A 16984-nucleotide genomic window follows, 5' to 3' on the forward strand; every position below is an offset into this window, starting at 1 on the left:
CGCCGAGGTCGCGGTGACCGAGAAGGACATGATTCCGGGAAAGCTTATTCAGACGGTGATTCGGGACTTCCATCTCAAGATCAACACCTGCACCGGTCCGGTCAGTATCCGGCAATTCACGTATGTGCTTGCCACCTCACCCGAGGTCGACGACATGGGCGCGGTGTTCGGCGACCCTACCTGGTTGTGAGAGCTTCCCCGAAAAAGCCCCGGTATGCCGGGGCTTTGCTGGTTCTTCCTGGCGTTCCCCATCTAGGGTCCGCGAGCTCGTCCCGGCCGGCTACAGCAAGCCCGGCACGCTCATCCCGGGCCCTGGGCGACGAGCGTGTGCCTGCGGCCTCGAGCACGCGCAGAGGCGAGAGCACGGAATGCGCCATGTTGGCCGCGGTGGTTTGGTCTCAGCTGGCAGTTGCTGCCACCGGCGGCTATTCCTGGGTTTGTGTGCGTGGTGCATTCAAGTCGCTGGGCTACCGACGGAGGTCTCCTGGATGTTGGCTCTAGCGGACTCGAGTGAGCACTCATGCCGATTTCAGGACGTCTCTAGGCGGCGGTGGCATCTACCCGACCGTGCCACCGCGTCGGCTGAGACCCCGACATCTTCCACTCGTCACCGGTGAGTGAGCATTACCGGCGGGTCGTTGGCAGAGGGAGGACTATCCCGACCCTTTGCCCTCACCCTCAACGGTTACAGTCGACCCGCCGGGTGCGATCGCCACCCGAGTGCTCCACCTGCCGGACGGCTCACTCGCCGTGTCTATTTCCACCACAATCGTTATTGACTGGCCGGGTCGCAGCACCCCGCCGGTGCGGCTCAGACGTAGCCACGGTGCATCGGTAGTGGCCGACCACACCACCGGTTCGCCACCGGTGGCGGTGAGAGTGATCAGAGTTGCGGTGCCGTTAGTCTCGACGGTGAGCCGACCCAAACCCCGCTGGTGTATCGGCGAGCCGAAGTGAGCAACTGCTGCGGGTTCGGGATGGATCCGAGGCTCGGCCGGAGTTGCTGGGGCGAGAGCTACCAGGCTCGCTGCGGTGGCCAACCCCAACCCGTTGATAGTGGCGGCTCGAGTGGGACCGATACGCATGTCTACCCCTGTCTGGGCGTTTGCTGGGATAATGCTCCGAGACGAGCGCGCTCGCAGCCTCGTATTCGATCCTGCCCGGCCGTCTGGATGTGATAGTCGGCAATTCGCGCTGGGTTATCGAGAATGATCGTTTGCCGACACTTGCCCAGCCAGACGGAATCGCCGGACCAGCCCCCCGGAGCAGTGTCGATAGAACATGTCGAAAGGTTTGAAGCTGCGATGGTGGCATCCCGCCCGAACGAACGTCCGGAAATGCCGGATGGCGCACGGTCGGCGAACGTCCGCTTCTGCCGAATAGTTCGCTGTTCGCACAGGTTGGTGTCAGATCCAGCAAACTAGCGGTGTGAGAGCCGATGTTGCTGCGTTCGTTGCCGCGGGCCCATTGCCCGATTGGGATGCGAGGGAAGAGGAGATTTCGTACCGCCAAGCCCAACTCGAAGCGATAACCCGTCCGGTAACTGGCGAGGAAGCCGCTGCACTGGCCCAGTGCTTCGGGCCAGACGACTGTTATGGCCTCGCGTGGACTCTATTGCACCTCATCGAGACCGGCCCAATCCCGTAGTCACAACCAGGCCGGGTCCCGACGCCAACGAATGGCACCACACTCTGTGGATCCGAGCAGTCAACAGCGGCTTGATTGCGGGAACCGAAGCTTGATCAACCACAACTGTGGGGCCGCGCGAACGCGCGCTCATGCCGCGTTGAGCGTGGTTCCGGGCGGCCATTGTCGGCAGTTCTGAAGATCAACGACCCAAGATCATCCCAGAAGTACTGACCGACGTACCAGCTTGTTGGTGTTGAGAAGAAGTTCGGCGTGCGAACCGCTCTGTGAGGAGCGGTTCGCACGCCGATACATCGGGTGGCTGACGGGACTCGAACCCGCGACAGCCAGGATCACAACCTGGTGCTCTACCAACTGAACTACAGCCACCATCGCCGGTGAATCACCGGCGCGGTAGATATTAGCGTGTAACCCCCTGGAGTCCCTAATCGGTTATCGGCGTGCCGTTTGTACTGGGCTTTTGGCGCGCCGCGGGGTTTGCGATGCGCCCGACCACACCGGGCCATTCGCGGGTCCGCCGATCCGGTGCCAGCGGCGGGGGTTACTCGGCGTCGGGCTGGGCGGCCGCTGCGTTCTTGTTGTTGCCGAGTTCGTTGGCGATGGCGGAGATCTCGGCGGTCGACGGGCCGGGTGCGGCGACGAACGCGGTGCGGCGGTAGTACTCGAGCTCGCGGATTGATTCCTTGATGTCGGCGAGGGCGCGGTGGGTGAGCCCCTTCTCGGGCTGGCCGAAGTAGATGCGCGGGTACCAGCGGCGGCACAGCTCCTTGATGGAGCTCACGTCGATCATTCGGTAGTGCAGGTGGGTATCCAGCAGCGGCATGTCGCGGGCGATGAAGCCACGGTCGGTGGCGATCGAATTGCCCGCGAGCGGGACCGTGCCCGCGAGCGGCGCGTACTCACGGATGTAGTCGAGGACCTGCTGTTCGGCCTCGGCGAGGGTGACCGTGGAGCGGCGCACCTCTTCGGTGAGACCGGAACGCGCATGCATTTCGGCGACCACCGGTGGCATGGCGGCCAGCGCCTCGTCGTCGGCGTGGATGACGATATCCACGCCCTCACCCAGAATGTTGAGGTCGCTGTCGGTCACGAGTGCGGCCACCTCGATCAGCTTGTCGCTGTCGAGACGAAGGCCGGTCATCTCGCAATCCATCCACACCACGAATTTGTCGGACACCCGAGCAACACTAGCGGTGTCCTCCGGTGATGGCTGGGTTGAGCCCTCCGTACGCGACCAGCGGCGATAGAGTTTGCGGGAGTTCGGCGTAGGCGTTTGTGGCACGACAGCTAACACTGCGAAAGCAGTCACAGTCAGACCAAGACGGAGGACGCGCGATGACCACTCCCCAGGAGAAAGCGGCCGCTGCCCGCAAGGCCGCGCAGGAGGCGGCGCGGGTCGCCGCGGAGGCCGCCGCCGCCGCGGAAGCCGCAGAGCGCGAGTTGGCCGAACAGGAGGCCGCGGCTGCCTCGGGTGCGGCCGATGGCGCCGATGCGGTGGCGGTGGCAGCCGAGTCCCAGGCAAAGGCCGCCGCCACGGCGGAGACGGCTGCCGTGACCGCCGCGGTGGCCCAAGCTACGAAAGCGGCAGCATCCGACACCGCGATTTCGGCGGAGCAGTCGCCCGCGCAGCAGATCGCCGCGGGCTACGCATTCGACGGCGAGGCGCTCGCGCTCGGCTCCGTGATTGTCGACGGGGAAGTCGATCCGACTGCGCTGGTGCGGATTCCGATGCGCACATTGAACCGGCACGGCCTGGTCGCGGGCGCCACCGGCACCGGTAAGACGAAGACGCTGCAGGGCATTGCCGAGCAGCTCTCGCGCGCCGGAGTGCCGGTGGTGCTCGCGGATGTCAAGGGCGACCTTTCCGGTCTTTCCCAACCCGGTCAGCCGAACGAGAAGCTGAGCGCGCGGGGGCTGGAAACCGGTGCGGGGCAATGGCAGCCGTCCGGATTTCCGACGGAGTTCGTCTCGCTCGGCACCGGTGGCATCGGGGTGCCGATCCGCGCGACCATCACCGCCTTCGGTCCGGTGTTGCTCAGTAAGGTGCTCGGGCTCAACGAGACTCAGGAATCGACGCTCGGACTGATCTTTCACTGGGCGGACCAGCAAGGGCTGGGTCTGCTGGATCTGAAGGATCTGCGCGCGGTCATCACTCATCTGACGAGTCCGGAAGGCAAGGAAGACCTCAAGGGCATCGGCGGGGTCTCGGCGGCGACCGCCGGGGTCATCCTGCGCGCGCTGGTGAACCTGGAGGCCGATGGCGGCGACACCTTCTTCGGTGAGCCGGAACTGGATCCGGCGGATCTGCTGCGTGTCGCGGGCGGGCAGGGCGTGATCACCCTGTTCGAGCTCGGTGCCCAGGCGGCGCGGCCGGTGATGTTCTCGACCTTCCTGATGTGGGTGCTCGCCGACCTGTTCCAGACTCTGCCCGAGGTCGGCGATGTCGAAAAGCCCAAGCTGGTTTTTATTTTCGACGAGGCGCACCTGTTGTTCGCCGACGCGTCGAAGGCCTTCCTGGAGCAGGTGGAGCAGACGGTCAAACTGATCCGTTCCAAGGGCGTCGGCGTGTTCTTCTGCACCCAGCTGCCGACGGACATCCCGAATGCCGTGCTCTCCCAACTGGGTGCGCGTATCCAGCACGCGCTGCGCGCCTTCACACCCGACGATCAGAAGGCGCTGTCCAAGACGGTGCGGACCTATCCCAAGACCGGCACCTACGATTTGGAGCAGGCGCTTACCTCACTGGGCACCGGCGAGGCCATCGTCACCGTGCTCTCGGAGAAGGGTGCGCCGACTCCGGTGGCGTGGACCAGGATTGCGCCGCCGCGCTCGCTGATGGACACCATCGGCGACGAAGCGATCAAGTCCCGCGCGCTGTCGAGTTCGCTGTTCGGCAAGTACGGCCAGACCATCGACCGGGAATCGGCTTACGAGATGCTCGCCGCGAAGGTTGCCGCGGCACAGGAGAATGCGGAACCTCCCGCGGCGCCCGGGCGTTCCACGAGGGCCGCTGAGGAGGACTCGGCCGCCGAGCGCATCATGAAGAACCCGGCCGTGAAGAGCTTCCTGCGTTCGGCCGCCACCGTGGCGGGTCGCGAGATCAGCCGCAGCATCTTCGGCACCCGCAAACGCTGAGCGGGTTGTGTTCAGGTAGCCGGCAACCCGCTGCGCATCGGGCTGGGGGTAGCAGCAGCCGGATCGGAATGAGCAGCGTGCCCAAGCTGGTGCAGTCCGTCGGCCGAGCCCGGAGCGCGAGTGCCGGTCGTGACGTTGGTCAGCGTCTGGTCGGCGCAGTGGGTCAGCCGGCGTCGCGATCGAGCATGTCAGGTTCACGGCGTACGAGTTCGACGCAGCGGCCGCTGTCGACGGCGATGACGGGCAGTCGTGCGGTGTCGGACAGGGCGTGTCCATGCTGATATGCGCCGCTGCACGGCACCGCGAGCAGGTCACCGGGGCGCAGGTCGGCGGGCAGCCGGATATCAGTGGCGAGGATCTCGTTTCCGGCTCGGCCCGCGACGGTTGCGGTTCGGTGCGGTCCGGCGGCCCGCCGATTCGCCAGCACCGTGGCCGCCAGCGCGGCGGGCCGCGTGCCCGCGCGCGCACCGCTGTCGACAATGACGCAGGTGTGCCCGCCGTCGTGGTGTTTGACCGAGCACACCCGCAAAAGCGTCACGCCGGCGCGAGCCACGATCCCACGGCCGGGTTCGAGGGCGATATTCGGGCGCGGGAAGCGTTGTCTGGCACAGGCCGCATCGAGTGCGTCCTCGAGTATGGCGGCGAGTTCGGTCAGGTTCATCTCGGCGTCGCCGCTGCGATAGGCGACCGCGTGCCCGCCACCGAGATCGAGGTCGGTGAGGATCCGGCCGTGGTCGTGGCGCACCTGCGCCATCTCCGCGACCATCCGCCGTATCGCCTCGCCGTAGTAGTCGGGATTGTAGATCTTGGAGACGACCTGGCAGTGGAAGCCGATCAGGTCGAGCATCGGCTTGCTCAGCACCTGCCCGACAGCGGCAGCAGCCGCGGCACCGACCGGGAAGTCGGGCCGTCGAGCAATGTCCGTCGGCTGACCATCGACGTCGATATCGGCGGATAAGCGCAGCAGCACTCGCTGCGGATGGGTGGCCACCGCCGCGAGCAGATTGATCTCGGCGAGCGAACCGGCCACGATCCGCCCTACCCGGCAATCGACCGCAGTCACCAGCGCGTCGAAGGATTCCCGGTTGCCGTGCATGATGATTCGCTTCGGGTCGATGCCGGCGGTCAGAGCGACGTCCAACTCGTCGGATGAGTGCACAGCCACCGAAAGACCTTCGTCGGTGACCCAGTTCACGACGGTGCGAACCAGCAATGCCTGTCCGGCATAGACGATCTCGGTCTCCGGGAAAGCCTTCCGATACGCACGGCAGCGGCCCCTGACCTCGTGCTCGTCGAGGACCGTCGTTGCGGTGCCGTACCGCTCGGCGATATCGGCGAGCGCGACACCGCCGACCACGATCCGGCCCGACTCGTCGTAATGCGAATCGCGGGGCCAGATCGCGGTGTCGAGGCGTGCGGCCGGCACCGACCGGGTGGACGAGAAGAGGTCGAGCAGCGTCACGGTGTTCTCCTGTGTGCGCCCGCTGGCGATAGCTGCGGGGGATACTCAGGTGTACCTCGCCAGGAGGGGCGCTCGACCTGTCGTTAGCGCAACCTTGACCACCCGATCGGAGATCTTGACGAATCACTGACATGCCGTGGTCAACGCCGTTTCTCAGCGGCCGATATCCCTGCTGAGCAGGTCGGACAGAGTTTCCCGGCGCACCAATTCCCGGGAGATACCCTTGCGCACCGCGACGATCGGCGGCCGGCCGACGCTGTTGTAGGAGGACGCGAGGCTGTGGTGGTAGGCACCGGTGCACGGCATGGCCAGCACCTCACCGGGCCGCAGATCCGCGGGTAGCTGCACATCGGTGGCGAGGATGTCGCCCGCCTCGCAGAACCGGCCCGCGACCGTGGCGGTCATCTGTGGGCCGGTCGGATGCCGGTTGGCGACGACCACGCTGTACTGCGCGCCGTACAGCGCGACCCGTGGGTTGTCGCTCATCCCGCCGTCGACCGTGACATAGGTGTGTCCGCCGTCGATGTGCTTGACCGAGCGCACCCGGTACAGCGTGACGCCTGCGCGGGCGACGATGGCACGGCCCGGCTCGATGGCGATGACCGGGCGCGGGAAACCGCGGCGCGCACAGGCCGCGTCGAGGGCGTCCTCGACGATCGCGGACAGTTCGGCAAGATTCATTTCGGCGTCGCCGCAGCGGTAGGCGACACCGTGTCCGCCGCCGATGTCCAGATGGGTGAGCAGGTGGTCGTGCTCGTCACGGACGCGCGCCATCTCGGTGACCATCCGTCGAATGGCCTCGCCGTAGTAGTCCGGATCGCAGATCTGCGAGCCGAGATGGCAATGGAAGCCGACCAGCCGCAATGTCGGCTGGCGCAGAATGCGGGCGACGGCTTCAGCGGCCGATTCGCTACCGAGCGGGAAACCGAACTTCTGATCGGTGACCCCCGTGACAACGGCGGGATGACCGTGCACGTCGATGCCGGGGGACAGCCGCAGCATGACCTGCTGCGAGCCGGTGGCCAGTGCGGAGAGCAGCGTGATCTCGGCGAGCGAATCGACCACGATCCGGCCGACGCCGACCTGGACAGCGGCCTCCAGTTCGTCGAAGGATTTTCCGTTGCCGTGCAAGATGATTCGTTGGGGATCGACGCCCGCGGCGAGCGCGACGGCGAGTTCGCCCGCCGAGCAGACATCAACGGATAGTCCCTCCGAGGTGACCCAGTCGGCGACCGCCGTGATCATCAGCGCTTTGCCCGCGTAGTAGATCTCGGCGTCGGGGAAGGCCGCTCGATATGCCCGGCAACGCTGCCTGATCTCACGCTCGGCGAGCACATAGGTGGGCGTGCCGTACTGGTCGGCGATATCGGCGAGCGCGACACCTCCAACGGTTATTCGGCCGGCATCGTCGTAATGCGTGTCCCGTGGCCAGATCGCGGAGTCGAGCCGCGGGGGCATTCCCCCCGACCGCAGCGACGGGAAGATTTCGAGCAGCGTCACGATGTCTCCTGTGTCGCCCCCGCTTTCTCCACCTGCGGGGCCGCTGTCAGGACTACGCCGATTTCAGCTGCCCGAACCACCGGCATATGCGACCTTGACGTATCGCCGCCTGATCTTGACGAGATCGCAACAGGCCGCCGACCAGGCGCTTACCTGAAGCCCAACCGCTGGGCCCGGCGTCGTCGGTACCTGCGATCGGGCGGTGTGAGCGCACGTCTTGTGATGCCGCCCTGGAGGTCACCGATTACAGGTTGCTGTTGTCACTGAGTCTGCATGGGTCCGCTGACGGCACCTCGGAAGATCAACGAGCTGGAGGCATCTGGCGCCGGCCGACGTGCGCTACCGATGGGCGGCTCGAGATGTGAGGTCGGTCCCAAATCAGGAAACCAGTTGCCAAATGGAAACCGGTTGGCGTACGGTCGGCTGATGCAAGACGCACAGACTCCACAGCAGGCACTGGACATCGCCGCCGCCGCGACTCGGCAGGCACACGAGGCCGCTGCCGTGCCCAGCTGGGGACCCAGCGTCGCCGGTTTGCTCACAGCGCTCACTGTGATGCTGCTCGACACCGCAGTCGAGGAAGATCTGAGTACAGTGCTCACAGCGATCCTCATCATCGCCGCAATCGCCACGAGCTTCGCGCTTTTGAAGGTTGCGTTTTGGATGCGCGCCACCCGGCGTGCGCGCGGCATCATCCCTCGCCCGCCGTCCCAGTGGAAGGACGAAGCGGTGTCGTGGCTGGCGATAGTGATAGTGCCGTGCCTCGCTCTCGTGCACTCGGGGTTGGGCGTATGGCTACGACTGCTGGCCAGCGTGATTCTGGGTGGATGGGTCTGGTACTCGCAGTCACGACCACAGACCGCGCCGTGGAAGACGCGACCGCGGACCGCGCCATGGAAGAACTGAACGAGCTGTTCGCCTCCCTGCCGCGCCTGAAACTCGTCGCATTCCTCGACGGCTGCGCCGAAGCCGAATTCCTGGTCATCGCCGACCTGTGTGAACTCAACAAATCCACCCTGTCCAAAGCGATGACTCTGCTGGAGAACGCCGGATACCTCGAAGTCACCAAGGGCTACGTGGGCCGCAAACCGAGAACCTGGCTCGCCCTCACCCCCAAGGCCCGCACCGCCTACCATGCCCACCTCGCTGCCCTCGCCGCGCTCACTCGCAAGGGCGGCGAGACCACGCCCGAATCCTGACCGAATCTCCATACACGCGGCCGAGGGTGATTCGTGGCCGATACCGAACGCACTACTTTGCCGCGACCCGGGCGCGTTAGCTGGGCTCATCGACGTCGTCGAGCATGCTCCGGTGCGACGGGGAGTCGGCCTGCAGGCGCGTCGCCGAACCGGCGCATCACGTTGCTCGTGCGAGCGATGCACCACCAGGCACTCGGAATCGATGCCGGGGCTGGATTGCTTGATATCTCCTGGGTGTGTTCGGATCGTGTCGTCGGCATCGTTGAGCATGGATACCTGCATCGGATATCGACGTCACCTTTGCCGGTCACGATCTCGTACTGCGACTGGCCTATCCGGCCCGGTTCACCGGAAGCTTCCGCATCCACATGCCGGTTACCGTGCAGGCTGGCTCGGTACCCGGTCAGAGGCGATTGTCGGTGAGATGTTCGCCGACGACGGCAAGCATGTCGGTGGCCAGTTCGACGAGTGGGCAGGGGCGCGCTGCTGGGACAGGCTGAAATCCTCCTAGCAGCTGGCCAGACCGAAGGCGCTGGTCAACTCCGTCGCCATCGGTATCGCGCCGCGCCCGAGAACCGAATCTGCGAACATTGCACTGGCCGAACGGATGTCCAGGGAAGCTGAATCCGGCACCCGGTGAACATCCCTGGAGGCGGATACGGTGATGGAAGGCAAATCCCATCGCCGCGCCGATATTTCGGCCCGCGAGGCGACCTTCCATCCAAACGGCATCAGGTGGACGCGTTCCCCGTATTCCTCCAGTCGTTCGGCGAAATCCGAAAGCACGTCGAGTGTGTCGGCGACGTGGGTAAGGATATCCAGTTGATTCGCGGCCGGCGTAAATCGACTACCCGGGGTCACGAAGTGCGGGATTCCGGCGAGGACGATATAGGCCGCCTCGCTCTCGACGCACAGGTACCGGATCGCGTGAACGGCCTCGTCGGTCAAGGGATAGTCGCCGGGTTCGACGACGACTCGCACTACCAGGCAATCGAAGAACACCGACGCCGCCCCCACTGTCGAGGGATCGACAGCTACAGCGCACGGACTGTCCGCCACCAGCGTGTATTCGAAGCAGTGCCACCGACTTCCGACGAACCTCATCCAGGGGACCTCCGCTGCTGGGGGTGAGTCATGGTTTTGTCGGCACATTCCGGTCGGCGACGCCACAGAGGGTGTAACTGAAGACGAATGGCACCGCACCGTCGTTGAACCATGCGTGTGGTGTGCCGTTCTGGATCAAGCAATCGCCCGATCGCAGCGAGACATCGACGCCGTCGCCGAGGCGCATTCGGCCTTGGCCGCTGAGCACGACAATGAAATCGATGCTCGCGGTGCTGTGCATGCCGGGCGCAGCGGGGTCGAAGGCCGCCATCATCCCAGGTAGTTTCATCTCCGCTTCCGCGGTGACGGCAGCTAGTGCTTCCTCGGAAAGGTCGGCGTCGGGCTCATAGGTCAGCCCAGGAGGTATGGAGATGAATCCGAAACGCAGCCCGCCCGGGACGGGGAAGTAGCGCGTATCGGTCTGCGAAGGCATCCGGTCGACCGGCAGATCGGGTAGCTCGTCGAGTTCCCACATCCGATGTATCTCAGCGCCGGGCAGCAGCGCCAGTGTGAGCGGGTCGATACTGTCGTCTGCCAGTACCCGCCCCTGTCCGGTTCCGTCGTCGCCGACCACGATTCTGCGCATTTGAACTCCTTATTATCGTCCGCAACCAGCTGAATCGGGTCGGCACCGATAGCCACACCTGCCGATCCGGGCATCAGCTATTCGGACCGTAGCCACCGCCCGCGCATACCCGCTTGTCTCGGAACGCACGAGCATTGTCCGAGTGCGCAGAACTCGAAAAGCGGCAGTGCTGATCCGGCTGTGGTCCGCGCGGGTTCCGCCGTACACTTCTTCTCGAATTGGGTTGGTGCCCAGGCCACCAATGATCGCCGAGCCGGGAGACGGTATTCATGGACCAAGCGGCTATTGCCGACTCGGCCACGACAAGTGTGGTGGATCCACATGAGCGCGCCGACTACTGGGCCCATCTGATCAACATGTACCACTGCCGACTGGGCTACCGGTTCCCGAGCCGCACCGACTTCCAGGGGCACACTCGACTGCGGCGCACGGACGCCTACCAGCTCGTCGGATGGGAATCGGACGCCGTCACCTACCTTCGCAACCCGAAGCTCATCCGTGCCGACCCCGATGACGACTATCGGCTGATCGTTCCTCTCGCCGGGCGGCTGACCTTCGGTTCCGACGACGGGCACGGGATCCTCACTCCGGCAACGATGTGCCTGGTGGCCATCGACCAGCCCTTCGCGATGTCCATGTCCGACGGCACGCGAGGGCTGATCATCACCATTCCGCGGCAGGAGGTGCAGCATCGCCTCAACCACGTCGCGCCGCCCACCCGCCCGCTGGATCTCACGACCGGACTCGGGCGCGTGACGGCCGGGATGGTTGGCGGCCTGTACACCGAATGCGCCGCACTCACCGACCGCCAATTCGACACCGTCTCCGAACGGTTGGTAGATCTGCTGTGCATGCAGATTCTCGGCGATCCGGCGAGCTCATCCACCCAGCTCGCCGATGTGGAAGCGACCGCCCGCCGGTATATCCACAACCATGCCGGCGACCCGGACCTCAGCGGCACGCGCGTGGCCGGTGCGCTCGGCTGGTCACTGCGTCAAATTCAACTGGCGTTCAGCGCCGCAGGCACCACGCCGAGCGAAGTCATCCGGGAAGAACGCCTGCAGTTGGCGCGCGACCGCCTGCGCAGCCCCGCCTACCAGCGTTGCAGTATCACCGATATCGCCTCGGACCTGGGCTTCGGTTCGGCCAGCAGCTTCAACAAGGCCTTCCGTCGACGCTTCGACACCACGCCGAGCCAACTCCGCGAGGGACTGGCGGGCCACGTCCGAGGCAGCCGCACCCCAGGCCCTATTTCAGGGACAAGTAGCTAGTGTCCTGCGCCTGAGATCCGTTGAACGAGTATTTCGAGGATCTCTTCGGCGGTCTCTGTGCTCGCCGGTGTGACCCTGCTCCGCAATTAGTTCCAGGGTCTATACAACAATCGGCACCGGGTATTCGGAAGGGGTGACCTCGTGACGGCAGACCGTCCAACCGACGAGCAACTACGGCAATGGCTGTACGACGCCGAATACGACTGGGAAGTCGAGGGTTTCGACCGACCGATGCCGTCGAACACCTTCCCGGTCTATTACGACGACGCCTACCAAGAGACCCTCGCAGCGCTGTTTCGGGAGCTGCTGGAGCATCGCAGGAAAGCGCGCAGAGACCATCTCGTTGAGGAAGCCGTGCATAACCCCGATCCGTCCATAGCTGGTCGTGCCGCTGTCGAACTGCAGAAGCTGACCCGAGAAGGCGACTCAGGACCGACAGGATGACGGCAACTATCCCTATCCCAACAACGACAACGTGACATCGCCTGCGTCGCGCACCAGTACGCGTACTCGATGGCGTGTGCGCAGAACAGCAACGGGACCCTGCTGGCCTACGTCGCCAACAGCGGCCCCGACCCGACCAAAAAAGCTACTGTGACTACCCCGAGGTCGCCACGAAGCCTTCCTCGGCCTCGCCACCTGCGTCATCTGCTACCGCCATGTCCTACGAATTTGTCAGGACCAGTTTTGTCCGATGAGCGCCGATGAGTTTCGAGCGCGTAGGAGGTCTACCCGGTCATGAGGAAACTGGTCTACGGGTTCAGCGTGTCCCTGGACGGCTACATCAACGACCGCGACGGCAACATCGACTGGACCAACCCGGACGAGGAACTCCACCAATTCCACAACGACCGTTACCGCGAGATCGACGTCTCGCTGCACGGCCGTCGCCTCTACGAGCTGATGGCCGAGTACTGGCCGAACGTGCCCGAGGACGCGCCGCGCATCGAGCGTGAGTTCGGCAGGCTCTGGACGGAGAAGCCGAAGGTCGTCTTCTCCCGGACGCTCACCGAGGTCCACTGGAACAGCACGCTGATCAGCGAGAACGCGGTCGAGGAGGTCCGCAGGCTCAAGGCTGGAGGCGATGGCGTCATCGAGGTCGGTGGCGCGAGCCTCGCGGCCTCGCTGATGCCACACGGGCTCATCGACGAGTACCAGCTGTTCCTCTTGCCCGTAATGCTCGGCGGCGGCACACCGCTGTTCCCATCGCTGAACACCCGCATTCAGCTCCGACTGGCCGAGACGAGGCACTTCAACACCGCGGTGATGCTGCGCTATCTCGCCGACTGAGATCCGTTCAACCGCAGCAGCCCCCGCTATTCGACACGCCCGACGCCACCGCGTCGATCATTTTGTCAGGACCGGTAAGCGCACCGGCCAGCGCAGCACCTCGGAAGATCAACGGGCAGAGCGTCATACGGCCCCGGTGCTTTCCGAGACGCCCGTGTGAACATCCGGTAATGGCTCCAGTTGCGCGCGTTCGGAACGATTCATTCTCTGCACCTGCCGTTAAGCGAGTGGCTCCCTGGCATCCGGCCACGGAGCCTCCGCAAAAACCCGTTGCCGGACTACGGCGACCACTGCTACTTTTCCGGAAGCCGTGCGAGAGAACGAGGAGGTGGTACCCGTGAATGCAGTATCGACATGGGTGCTCCCCTCTGGGGTCACGGACGGGCGATAGGTCGTCCGGGAGCGCCGTTCAAGAGCACTCCCGAAAGGCACGACCATGCAATTCACTTCTGAACACCGCCTCGACGACGGCGTCCTCGAGCGCGAATTCACCCTCGGCGAGATCTCCGGCATCCTGTGGACGCCCGGATCCGCATCCGCACCGGCGCCGCTGATCCTGGTCGGCCACCCCGGCGGACTGCGCCAGATGTACCCCCGACTGGTGGCCCGGGCCCGGCACGCCGCGGCGGAGGGATACGCCGCGGCCACCATCGAGCTCCCCGGGAGCGGTGAGCGGCCCCGTTCCGCCGCCGCCGAGCAGGCCCGCGCCGACCTGCGCCGGGCGCTGGAGGCCGGTGAGCCGGTCGACGACGAGATCGTCGACCGGCTCGTCCTCCCGCTGGTCGAAAAGGCGGTCCCGGAATGGCGGGCCGCCCTGGACGCCCTCCTTTCGCTGCCCGAGATCGGTGGCCCGGTCGGGTACTCGGGAGGGGTGATCGCGATCGGCCTCCGGCTGGCGGTGGTCGAGCCGCGCATCTCGGCCGCCCTTCTGTTCGCCGGGAGTTTCGTGCCCCGAACCATGTTCGAGGAGGCCCGGCAGATCACCATTCCGCTGCAGGTCCTGCTGCAGTGGGACGACGAAGGAAACGACCGGCAACTGGCCCTGGACCTGTTCGACGCCTTCGGCTCCAAGGAGAAGACGCTGCACGCCAATATGGGCGGGCACACCGGCGTCCCGCAGTTCGAGGGGGACGACGGGAACCGGTTCTTCGCCCGGCACCTGAAGTGAGGCCGGCCCGTCAGGCCGGCAGCAGACGATAGGAGCTGTCGGCCAGGATGCCGCTCATCGAGGACAGGTCCCGGCCCTCCTCGATGGCGGTGGCCAGCAGATGTACAACTGCCCCGATCGCGCCGGTACCGGCCATCGCTGGTACCGGCCGGTCGAGGCGGCGCGCCTCCGGATTGACGTCGGTGAAGGTCCCGCTGGTGTTGGTGTCATGACCGCCAGCGGTCGGCGACCACGGCAGTCAATGCGGTAGTGCCGCCTACCGCGCTGCGCGAACCGGCCATAGCGCGGCGGCCCGCGGGGCCGGACCCGTTGCGGCTCGAGACATCCTGTATTGCCGATTTCAGGGCGTCCTCGCGCCTAGGTCGCTCTCCACGTCAACGGTCCGAACCCTTGCTGGGCACTGGGCACTGAGGTGAGACGAACGCGATGGTGCGCGCCACCTATCCTGCCCTGACCGCGAATGTGCGCCGGCGTTTGCGCGCCGACGCACGCGGTAACCCACTGGCACTGCTCGGGTTGCCCATCGCTGAAAGCCTTGCCGCACTGGAGGGTCCGATGCCATGCAACTGCATCGGATCAATAACTGCAGAGCTTGGTCCAGCCACCACCGTAGCGGTTGTCCTGGGCCCACAGGCCCGCGCCTTTCACATAGGGAACCGCGAGGTCGAAGTCACCGGCTCGGAAGACCAGCCAGGTGTAGTCCTTGCTGTAAAGCATGACGGCGTTCTCCGCACCGTCGAGAAACCCGTCGAAGCTGAAATCATGGCTCGTATCCTCGATGCGTCCGTCGGAGTAAATGAACACCTGTGAGGACGTCCACGCGTAGAAGCTCCCCCAGTTCTCGGCTGAGCCGGAACAACTTCCGGAGTTGTTGAAGAAGCCGGACGGGGGATCCGGATCCGCCGCGGCCGGACTCGCGCCCCCCATCAGCGCTACGGCACAGGCGAATACGACCAGCAGCATATTCTTCACAGGTTCCCCACCCATTTTCGGACCTCGGCACATAGCTTTCGATCGGTAAATCCGACATTACCTGGTCATGGTCCAACTTGCCGATAGCGAATCTTTTCAGGTGCGTGCTAGGCGCGACCAATTCGGCCACGCCTGCCGCTCGAGGTGGGTGTCCGAATTCGTGACAACCAGAGTCACGATCTACCCCGAGCGCGAATCGGCCCGGGACTGTGCCCGGTTCAGTCGCTATGGCCACGGTTCCTCTCCGGTCCAAGTCTCGCGTCGCTCGAAGATATCGAGGGCAGCAATGAGATTCGCCAAGGTCACATAGCGTGGCGTTCCTCGGCGCGGTCGGTGGTGAGGTCGATGTAGTAGCCCTGGGTGCCGATGGTGGAGCCGGTGCTGTCGTGGAGCCGGTCGGCCGCGACGAGGGCGCGGTGGACCTGGCCGCGGGTGTCGATGATACTCAGCCCGGCGCAATCGTCGGCGGCGATCCGTTGTCACCGGCCGGTATGCGAGCGAACAGCAGCCGAAATCTAGCCGCCGAGCTTCCGGTAGAAAGCACCGGCGATGGGTGCGGTGAACGAGCGGGGTCCGTACTGACCCGCCACACTCATGCCCTTGCTGATCAGGCCGGGAACCACGCGCATCTTGTTGCGGGCCAGGGCATCGATGGACACCTTCGCCGTGTATTCGGAGGTCACCCACATGAAGTCCGGAACCATGCGGTCCACGATCGATGCCTCGGACGGGTCCGGCGTTTCGGTGCGCACCGGGCCGGGCGCGAGCAGGGTGACGTGCACACCGGAGTCCTTCAGCTCGCCGCGCAGCGATTCGGAGAAGGTGTTGGCGAAGGCCTTGCTCGCCGCGTAGGTGGCGTTGTTCGGGATGGGCATATTGCCCGCCGCCGAGCCGCTGATCAGGATGCCGCCGCCGCCGCGCGCGATCATGCCGGGCAGCACGGCGAGCGTGAGGTCGTGCACCGCAACGGCGTTCAGTTCCATCTGCGCACGTTCGTAGGCCATATCCAGTTCGGCGACGGCCCCGAACGTGGCGATGCCCGCGTTGTTGCACAGGATCGCGATATTGCGCGCGGCCAGCTCCTCGACGAGGGCGCCGCGCTGGGTCCGGTCGGCCAGATCGACCGCGCGCACCTCGGCGGTGATGCCGTGCGCCAGCGTGAGCCGCTGGGCGAGTTCGGTGAGCAGGTCACCGCGCCTGGCGACGAGGATCAGGGAGTAGCCGCGCGCGGCGAGGTCGGCGGCCAGCGCGGTGCCGATGCCGGAGGAGGCGCCGGTGACGACCGCGCGATTCTCGGAGGTGGGGGAGGGCAGGCTCACGAGTGGAGCCTAGGCGATGCGACCATCCTGATCGACGAGCACCATCATCGATCCGATGCGTGTCGAGTGGTCGGCGACTCTCGTGCGGCCGCACACATCGCGTCGGCGGGGCGATGTCTTGCGTCCGTGCCGCCCGATCGCCGGAGGGATGCCGGCCAGGCGGTTACCGCCACCGTCGACCGGCATCCCGGCACGGACCGGGCCGAGAACAGCATGCTCACAGCCGTCGAGGCCGCTGTCTGCTCGGTGTCGTGAATCCCCGGCCGCGGCCTCGGACGTGGTCGATCGAGTCGGTGCGGTATCGAGTTTCGCCGATGCCGCACCGGCTCGT

General features: G+C 65.4%; 17 protein-coding genes and 1 tRNA gene. 8 read left to right on the forward strand and 10 right to left on the reverse strand.

Annotated elements, in window-relative coordinates:
• On the forward strand, positions 1 to 190 hold a 190-nt coding region (locus ACLMAL_RS14090), incomplete at its 5' end, for an MspA family porin (RefSeq protein ID WP_411999488.1).
• A gap of 463 nt (positions 191 to 653) precedes the next feature.
• Here the strand turns inward: ACLMAL_RS14090 and ACLMAL_RS14095 are convergent.
• The 3 genes from ACLMAL_RS14095 to orn form a co-directional block, all read right to left on the reverse strand.
• The gene (locus ACLMAL_RS14095; RefSeq protein WP_411999489.1) at positions 654 to 1085 is read right to left on the reverse strand and encodes a BACON domain-containing protein; all 432 of its coding nucleotides are present in this window, start codon (positions 1083 to 1085) and stop codon (positions 654 to 656) included.
• A gap of 858 nt (positions 1086 to 1943) precedes the next feature.
• Positions 1944 to 2016: transfer RNA gene (locus ACLMAL_RS14100), tRNA-His, on the reverse strand.
• A gap of 172 nt (positions 2017 to 2188) precedes the next feature.
• Positions 2189 to 2824, reverse strand: coding sequence for an oligoribonuclease (gene orn, locus ACLMAL_RS14105; protein ID WP_328410248.1), 636 nt, complete (start codon positions 2822 to 2824; stop codon positions 2189 to 2191).
• Positions 2825 to 2982: 158 nt separating this feature from the next.
• Here orn and ACLMAL_RS14110 point away from each other — a divergent pair, with 158 nt between their 5' ends.
• Positions 2983 to 4782 (forward strand): helicase HerA-like domain-containing protein, encoded by a 1800-nt coding sequence (locus ACLMAL_RS14110; RefSeq protein ID WP_411999490.1) that lies wholly within the window; start codon positions 2983 to 2985, stop codon positions 4780 to 4782.
• A gap of 163 nt (positions 4783 to 4945) precedes the next feature.
• On the opposite strand, the gene ACLMAL_RS14115 is transcribed toward ACLMAL_RS14110, so the two are convergent.
• Positions 4946 to 6244: a diaminopimelate decarboxylase family protein gene (locus ACLMAL_RS14115; RefSeq protein WP_411999491.1), complete on the reverse strand. Its 1299-nt coding sequence runs from the start codon at positions 6242 to 6244 to the stop codon at positions 4946 to 4948.
• Positions 6245 to 6397: 153 nt separating this feature from the next.
• Complete coding sequence (gene lysA, locus ACLMAL_RS14120) at positions 6398 to 7744, reverse strand: diaminopimelate decarboxylase (protein WP_411999492.1); 1347 nt, start codon at positions 7742 to 7744, stop codon at positions 6398 to 6400.
• Between the two features lie 426 nt (positions 7745 to 8170).
• Between lysA and ACLMAL_RS14125 the strand changes: the two genes are divergently transcribed.
• Both ACLMAL_RS14125 and ACLMAL_RS14130 read left to right on the forward strand, forming a co-directional pair.
• Entirely contained in the window at positions 8171 to 8650 is a 480-nt protein-coding gene (locus ACLMAL_RS14125; protein ID WP_411999493.1) for a hypothetical protein, read from the forward strand.
• Positions 8638 to 8943 carry a transcriptional regulator gene (locus tag ACLMAL_RS14130; protein WP_328410256.1) on the forward strand — a complete coding sequence of 102 codons (306 nt, stop codon included), beginning with the start codon at positions 8638 to 8640 and terminating at the stop codon, positions 8941 to 8943. The genes ACLMAL_RS14125 and ACLMAL_RS14130 overlap by 13 nt, the downstream gene beginning before the upstream one ends.
• 507 nt (positions 8944 to 9450) lie before the next feature.
• On the opposite strand, the gene ACLMAL_RS14135 is transcribed toward ACLMAL_RS14130, so the two are convergent.
• Together ACLMAL_RS14135 and ACLMAL_RS14140 are read right to left on the reverse strand one after the other, a co-directional pair.
• Positions 9451 to 10047, reverse strand: a complete 597-nt coding sequence (locus ACLMAL_RS14135; protein WP_411999494.1) for a hypothetical protein — start codon at positions 10045 to 10047, stop codon at positions 9451 to 9453.
• 28 nt (positions 10048 to 10075) lie between these two features.
• Positions 10076 to 10633, reverse strand: coding sequence for a cupin domain-containing protein (locus ACLMAL_RS14140; RefSeq protein ID WP_411999495.1), 558 nt, complete (start codon positions 10631 to 10633; stop codon positions 10076 to 10078).
• A gap of 269 nt (positions 10634 to 10902) precedes the next feature.
• Between ACLMAL_RS14140 and ACLMAL_RS14145 the strand changes: the two genes are divergently transcribed.
• The 4 genes from ACLMAL_RS14145 (at position 10903) to ACLMAL_RS14160 (ending at position 14362) form a co-directional block, all read left to right on the forward strand.
• Entirely contained in the window at positions 10903 to 11904 is a 1002-nt protein-coding gene (locus ACLMAL_RS14145; protein WP_411999496.1) for an AraC family transcriptional regulator, read from the forward strand.
• A gap of 141 nt (positions 11905 to 12045) precedes the next feature.
• On the forward strand, positions 12046 to 12348 hold the full coding sequence (locus ACLMAL_RS14150; RefSeq protein WP_411999497.1) for a hypothetical protein: 303 nt from the start codon (positions 12046 to 12048) through the stop codon (positions 12346 to 12348).
• Between the two features lie 294 nt (positions 12349 to 12642).
• Positions 12643 to 13194 (forward strand): dihydrofolate reductase family protein, encoded by a 552-nt coding sequence (locus tag ACLMAL_RS14155; RefSeq protein ID WP_411999498.1) that lies wholly within the window; start codon positions 12643 to 12645, stop codon positions 13192 to 13194.
• Between the two features lie 436 nt (positions 13195 to 13630).
• Complete coding sequence (locus ACLMAL_RS14160) at positions 13631 to 14362, forward strand: alpha/beta hydrolase (RefSeq protein WP_411999499.1); 732 nt, start codon at positions 13631 to 13633, stop codon at positions 14360 to 14362.
• A gap of 10 nt (positions 14363 to 14372) precedes the next feature.
• Here the strand turns inward: ACLMAL_RS14160 and ACLMAL_RS14165 are convergent, their stop codons facing one another.
• From ACLMAL_RS14165 to cmrA, 3 genes are all read right to left on the reverse strand, one after another.
• A complete protein-coding gene (locus ACLMAL_RS14165) occupies positions 14373 to 14498 on the reverse strand; it encodes a hypothetical protein (RefSeq protein ID WP_411999500.1) in 126 nt (41 codons plus the stop codon).
• Between the two features lie 440 nt (positions 14499 to 14938).
• Complete coding sequence (locus ACLMAL_RS14170) at positions 14939 to 15334, reverse strand: hypothetical protein (RefSeq protein WP_411999501.1); 396 nt, start codon at positions 15332 to 15334, stop codon at positions 14939 to 14941.
• A gap of 515 nt (positions 15335 to 15849) precedes the next feature.
• The gene (gene cmrA, locus ACLMAL_RS14175; protein ID WP_328410269.1) at positions 15850 to 16653 is read right to left on the reverse strand and encodes a mycolate reductase; all 804 of its coding nucleotides are present in this window, start codon (positions 16651 to 16653) and stop codon (positions 15850 to 15852) included.
• Positions 16654 to 16984 lie beyond the last annotated feature (331 nt).

The sequence above is a fragment of the Nocardia sp. CWNU-33 genome (assembly GCF_046764895.1).
Lineage (GTDB): Bacteria > Actinomycetota > Actinomycetes > Mycobacteriales > Mycobacteriaceae > Nocardia.

Bases quoted from the DNA above. Each gene is read 5' to 3' on its own strand.
- ACLMAL_RS14095 (WP_411999489.1), bottom strand. From the start codon at position 1,085: ATGCGTATCGGTCCCACTCGAGCCGCCACTATCAACGGGTTGGGGTTG.
- ACLMAL_RS14110 (WP_411999490.1), top strand. From the start codon at position 2,983: ATGACCACTCCCCAGGAGAAAGCGGCCGCTGCCCGCAAGGCCGCGCAG.
- ACLMAL_RS14125 (WP_411999493.1), top strand. From the start codon at position 8,171: ATGCAAGACGCACAGACTCCACAGCAGGCACTGGACATCGCCGCCGCC.
- ACLMAL_RS14130 (WP_328410256.1), top strand. From the start codon at position 8,638: ATGGAAGAACTGAACGAGCTGTTCGCCTCCCTGCCGCGCCTGAAACTC.
- ACLMAL_RS14135 (WP_411999494.1), bottom strand. From the start codon at position 10,047: ATGAGGTTCGTCGGAAGTCGGTGGCACTGCTTCGAATACACGCTGGTG.
- ACLMAL_RS14140 (WP_411999495.1), bottom strand. From the start codon at position 10,633: ATGCGCAGAATCGTGGTCGGCGACGACGGAACCGGACAGGGGCGGGTA.
- ACLMAL_RS14145 (WP_411999496.1), top strand. From the start codon at position 10,903: ATGGACCAAGCGGCTATTGCCGACTCGGCCACGACAAGTGTGGTGGAT.
- ACLMAL_RS14155 (WP_411999498.1), top strand. From the start codon at position 12,643: ATGAGGAAACTGGTCTACGGGTTCAGCGTGTCCCTGGACGGCTACATC.
- ACLMAL_RS14160 (WP_411999499.1), top strand. From the start codon at position 13,631: ATGCAATTCACTTCTGAACACCGCCTCGACGACGGCGTCCTCGAGCGC.
- ACLMAL_RS14165 (WP_411999500.1), bottom strand. From the start codon at position 14,498: ATGGCCGGTACCGGCGCGATCGGGGCAGTTGTACATCTGCTGGCCACC.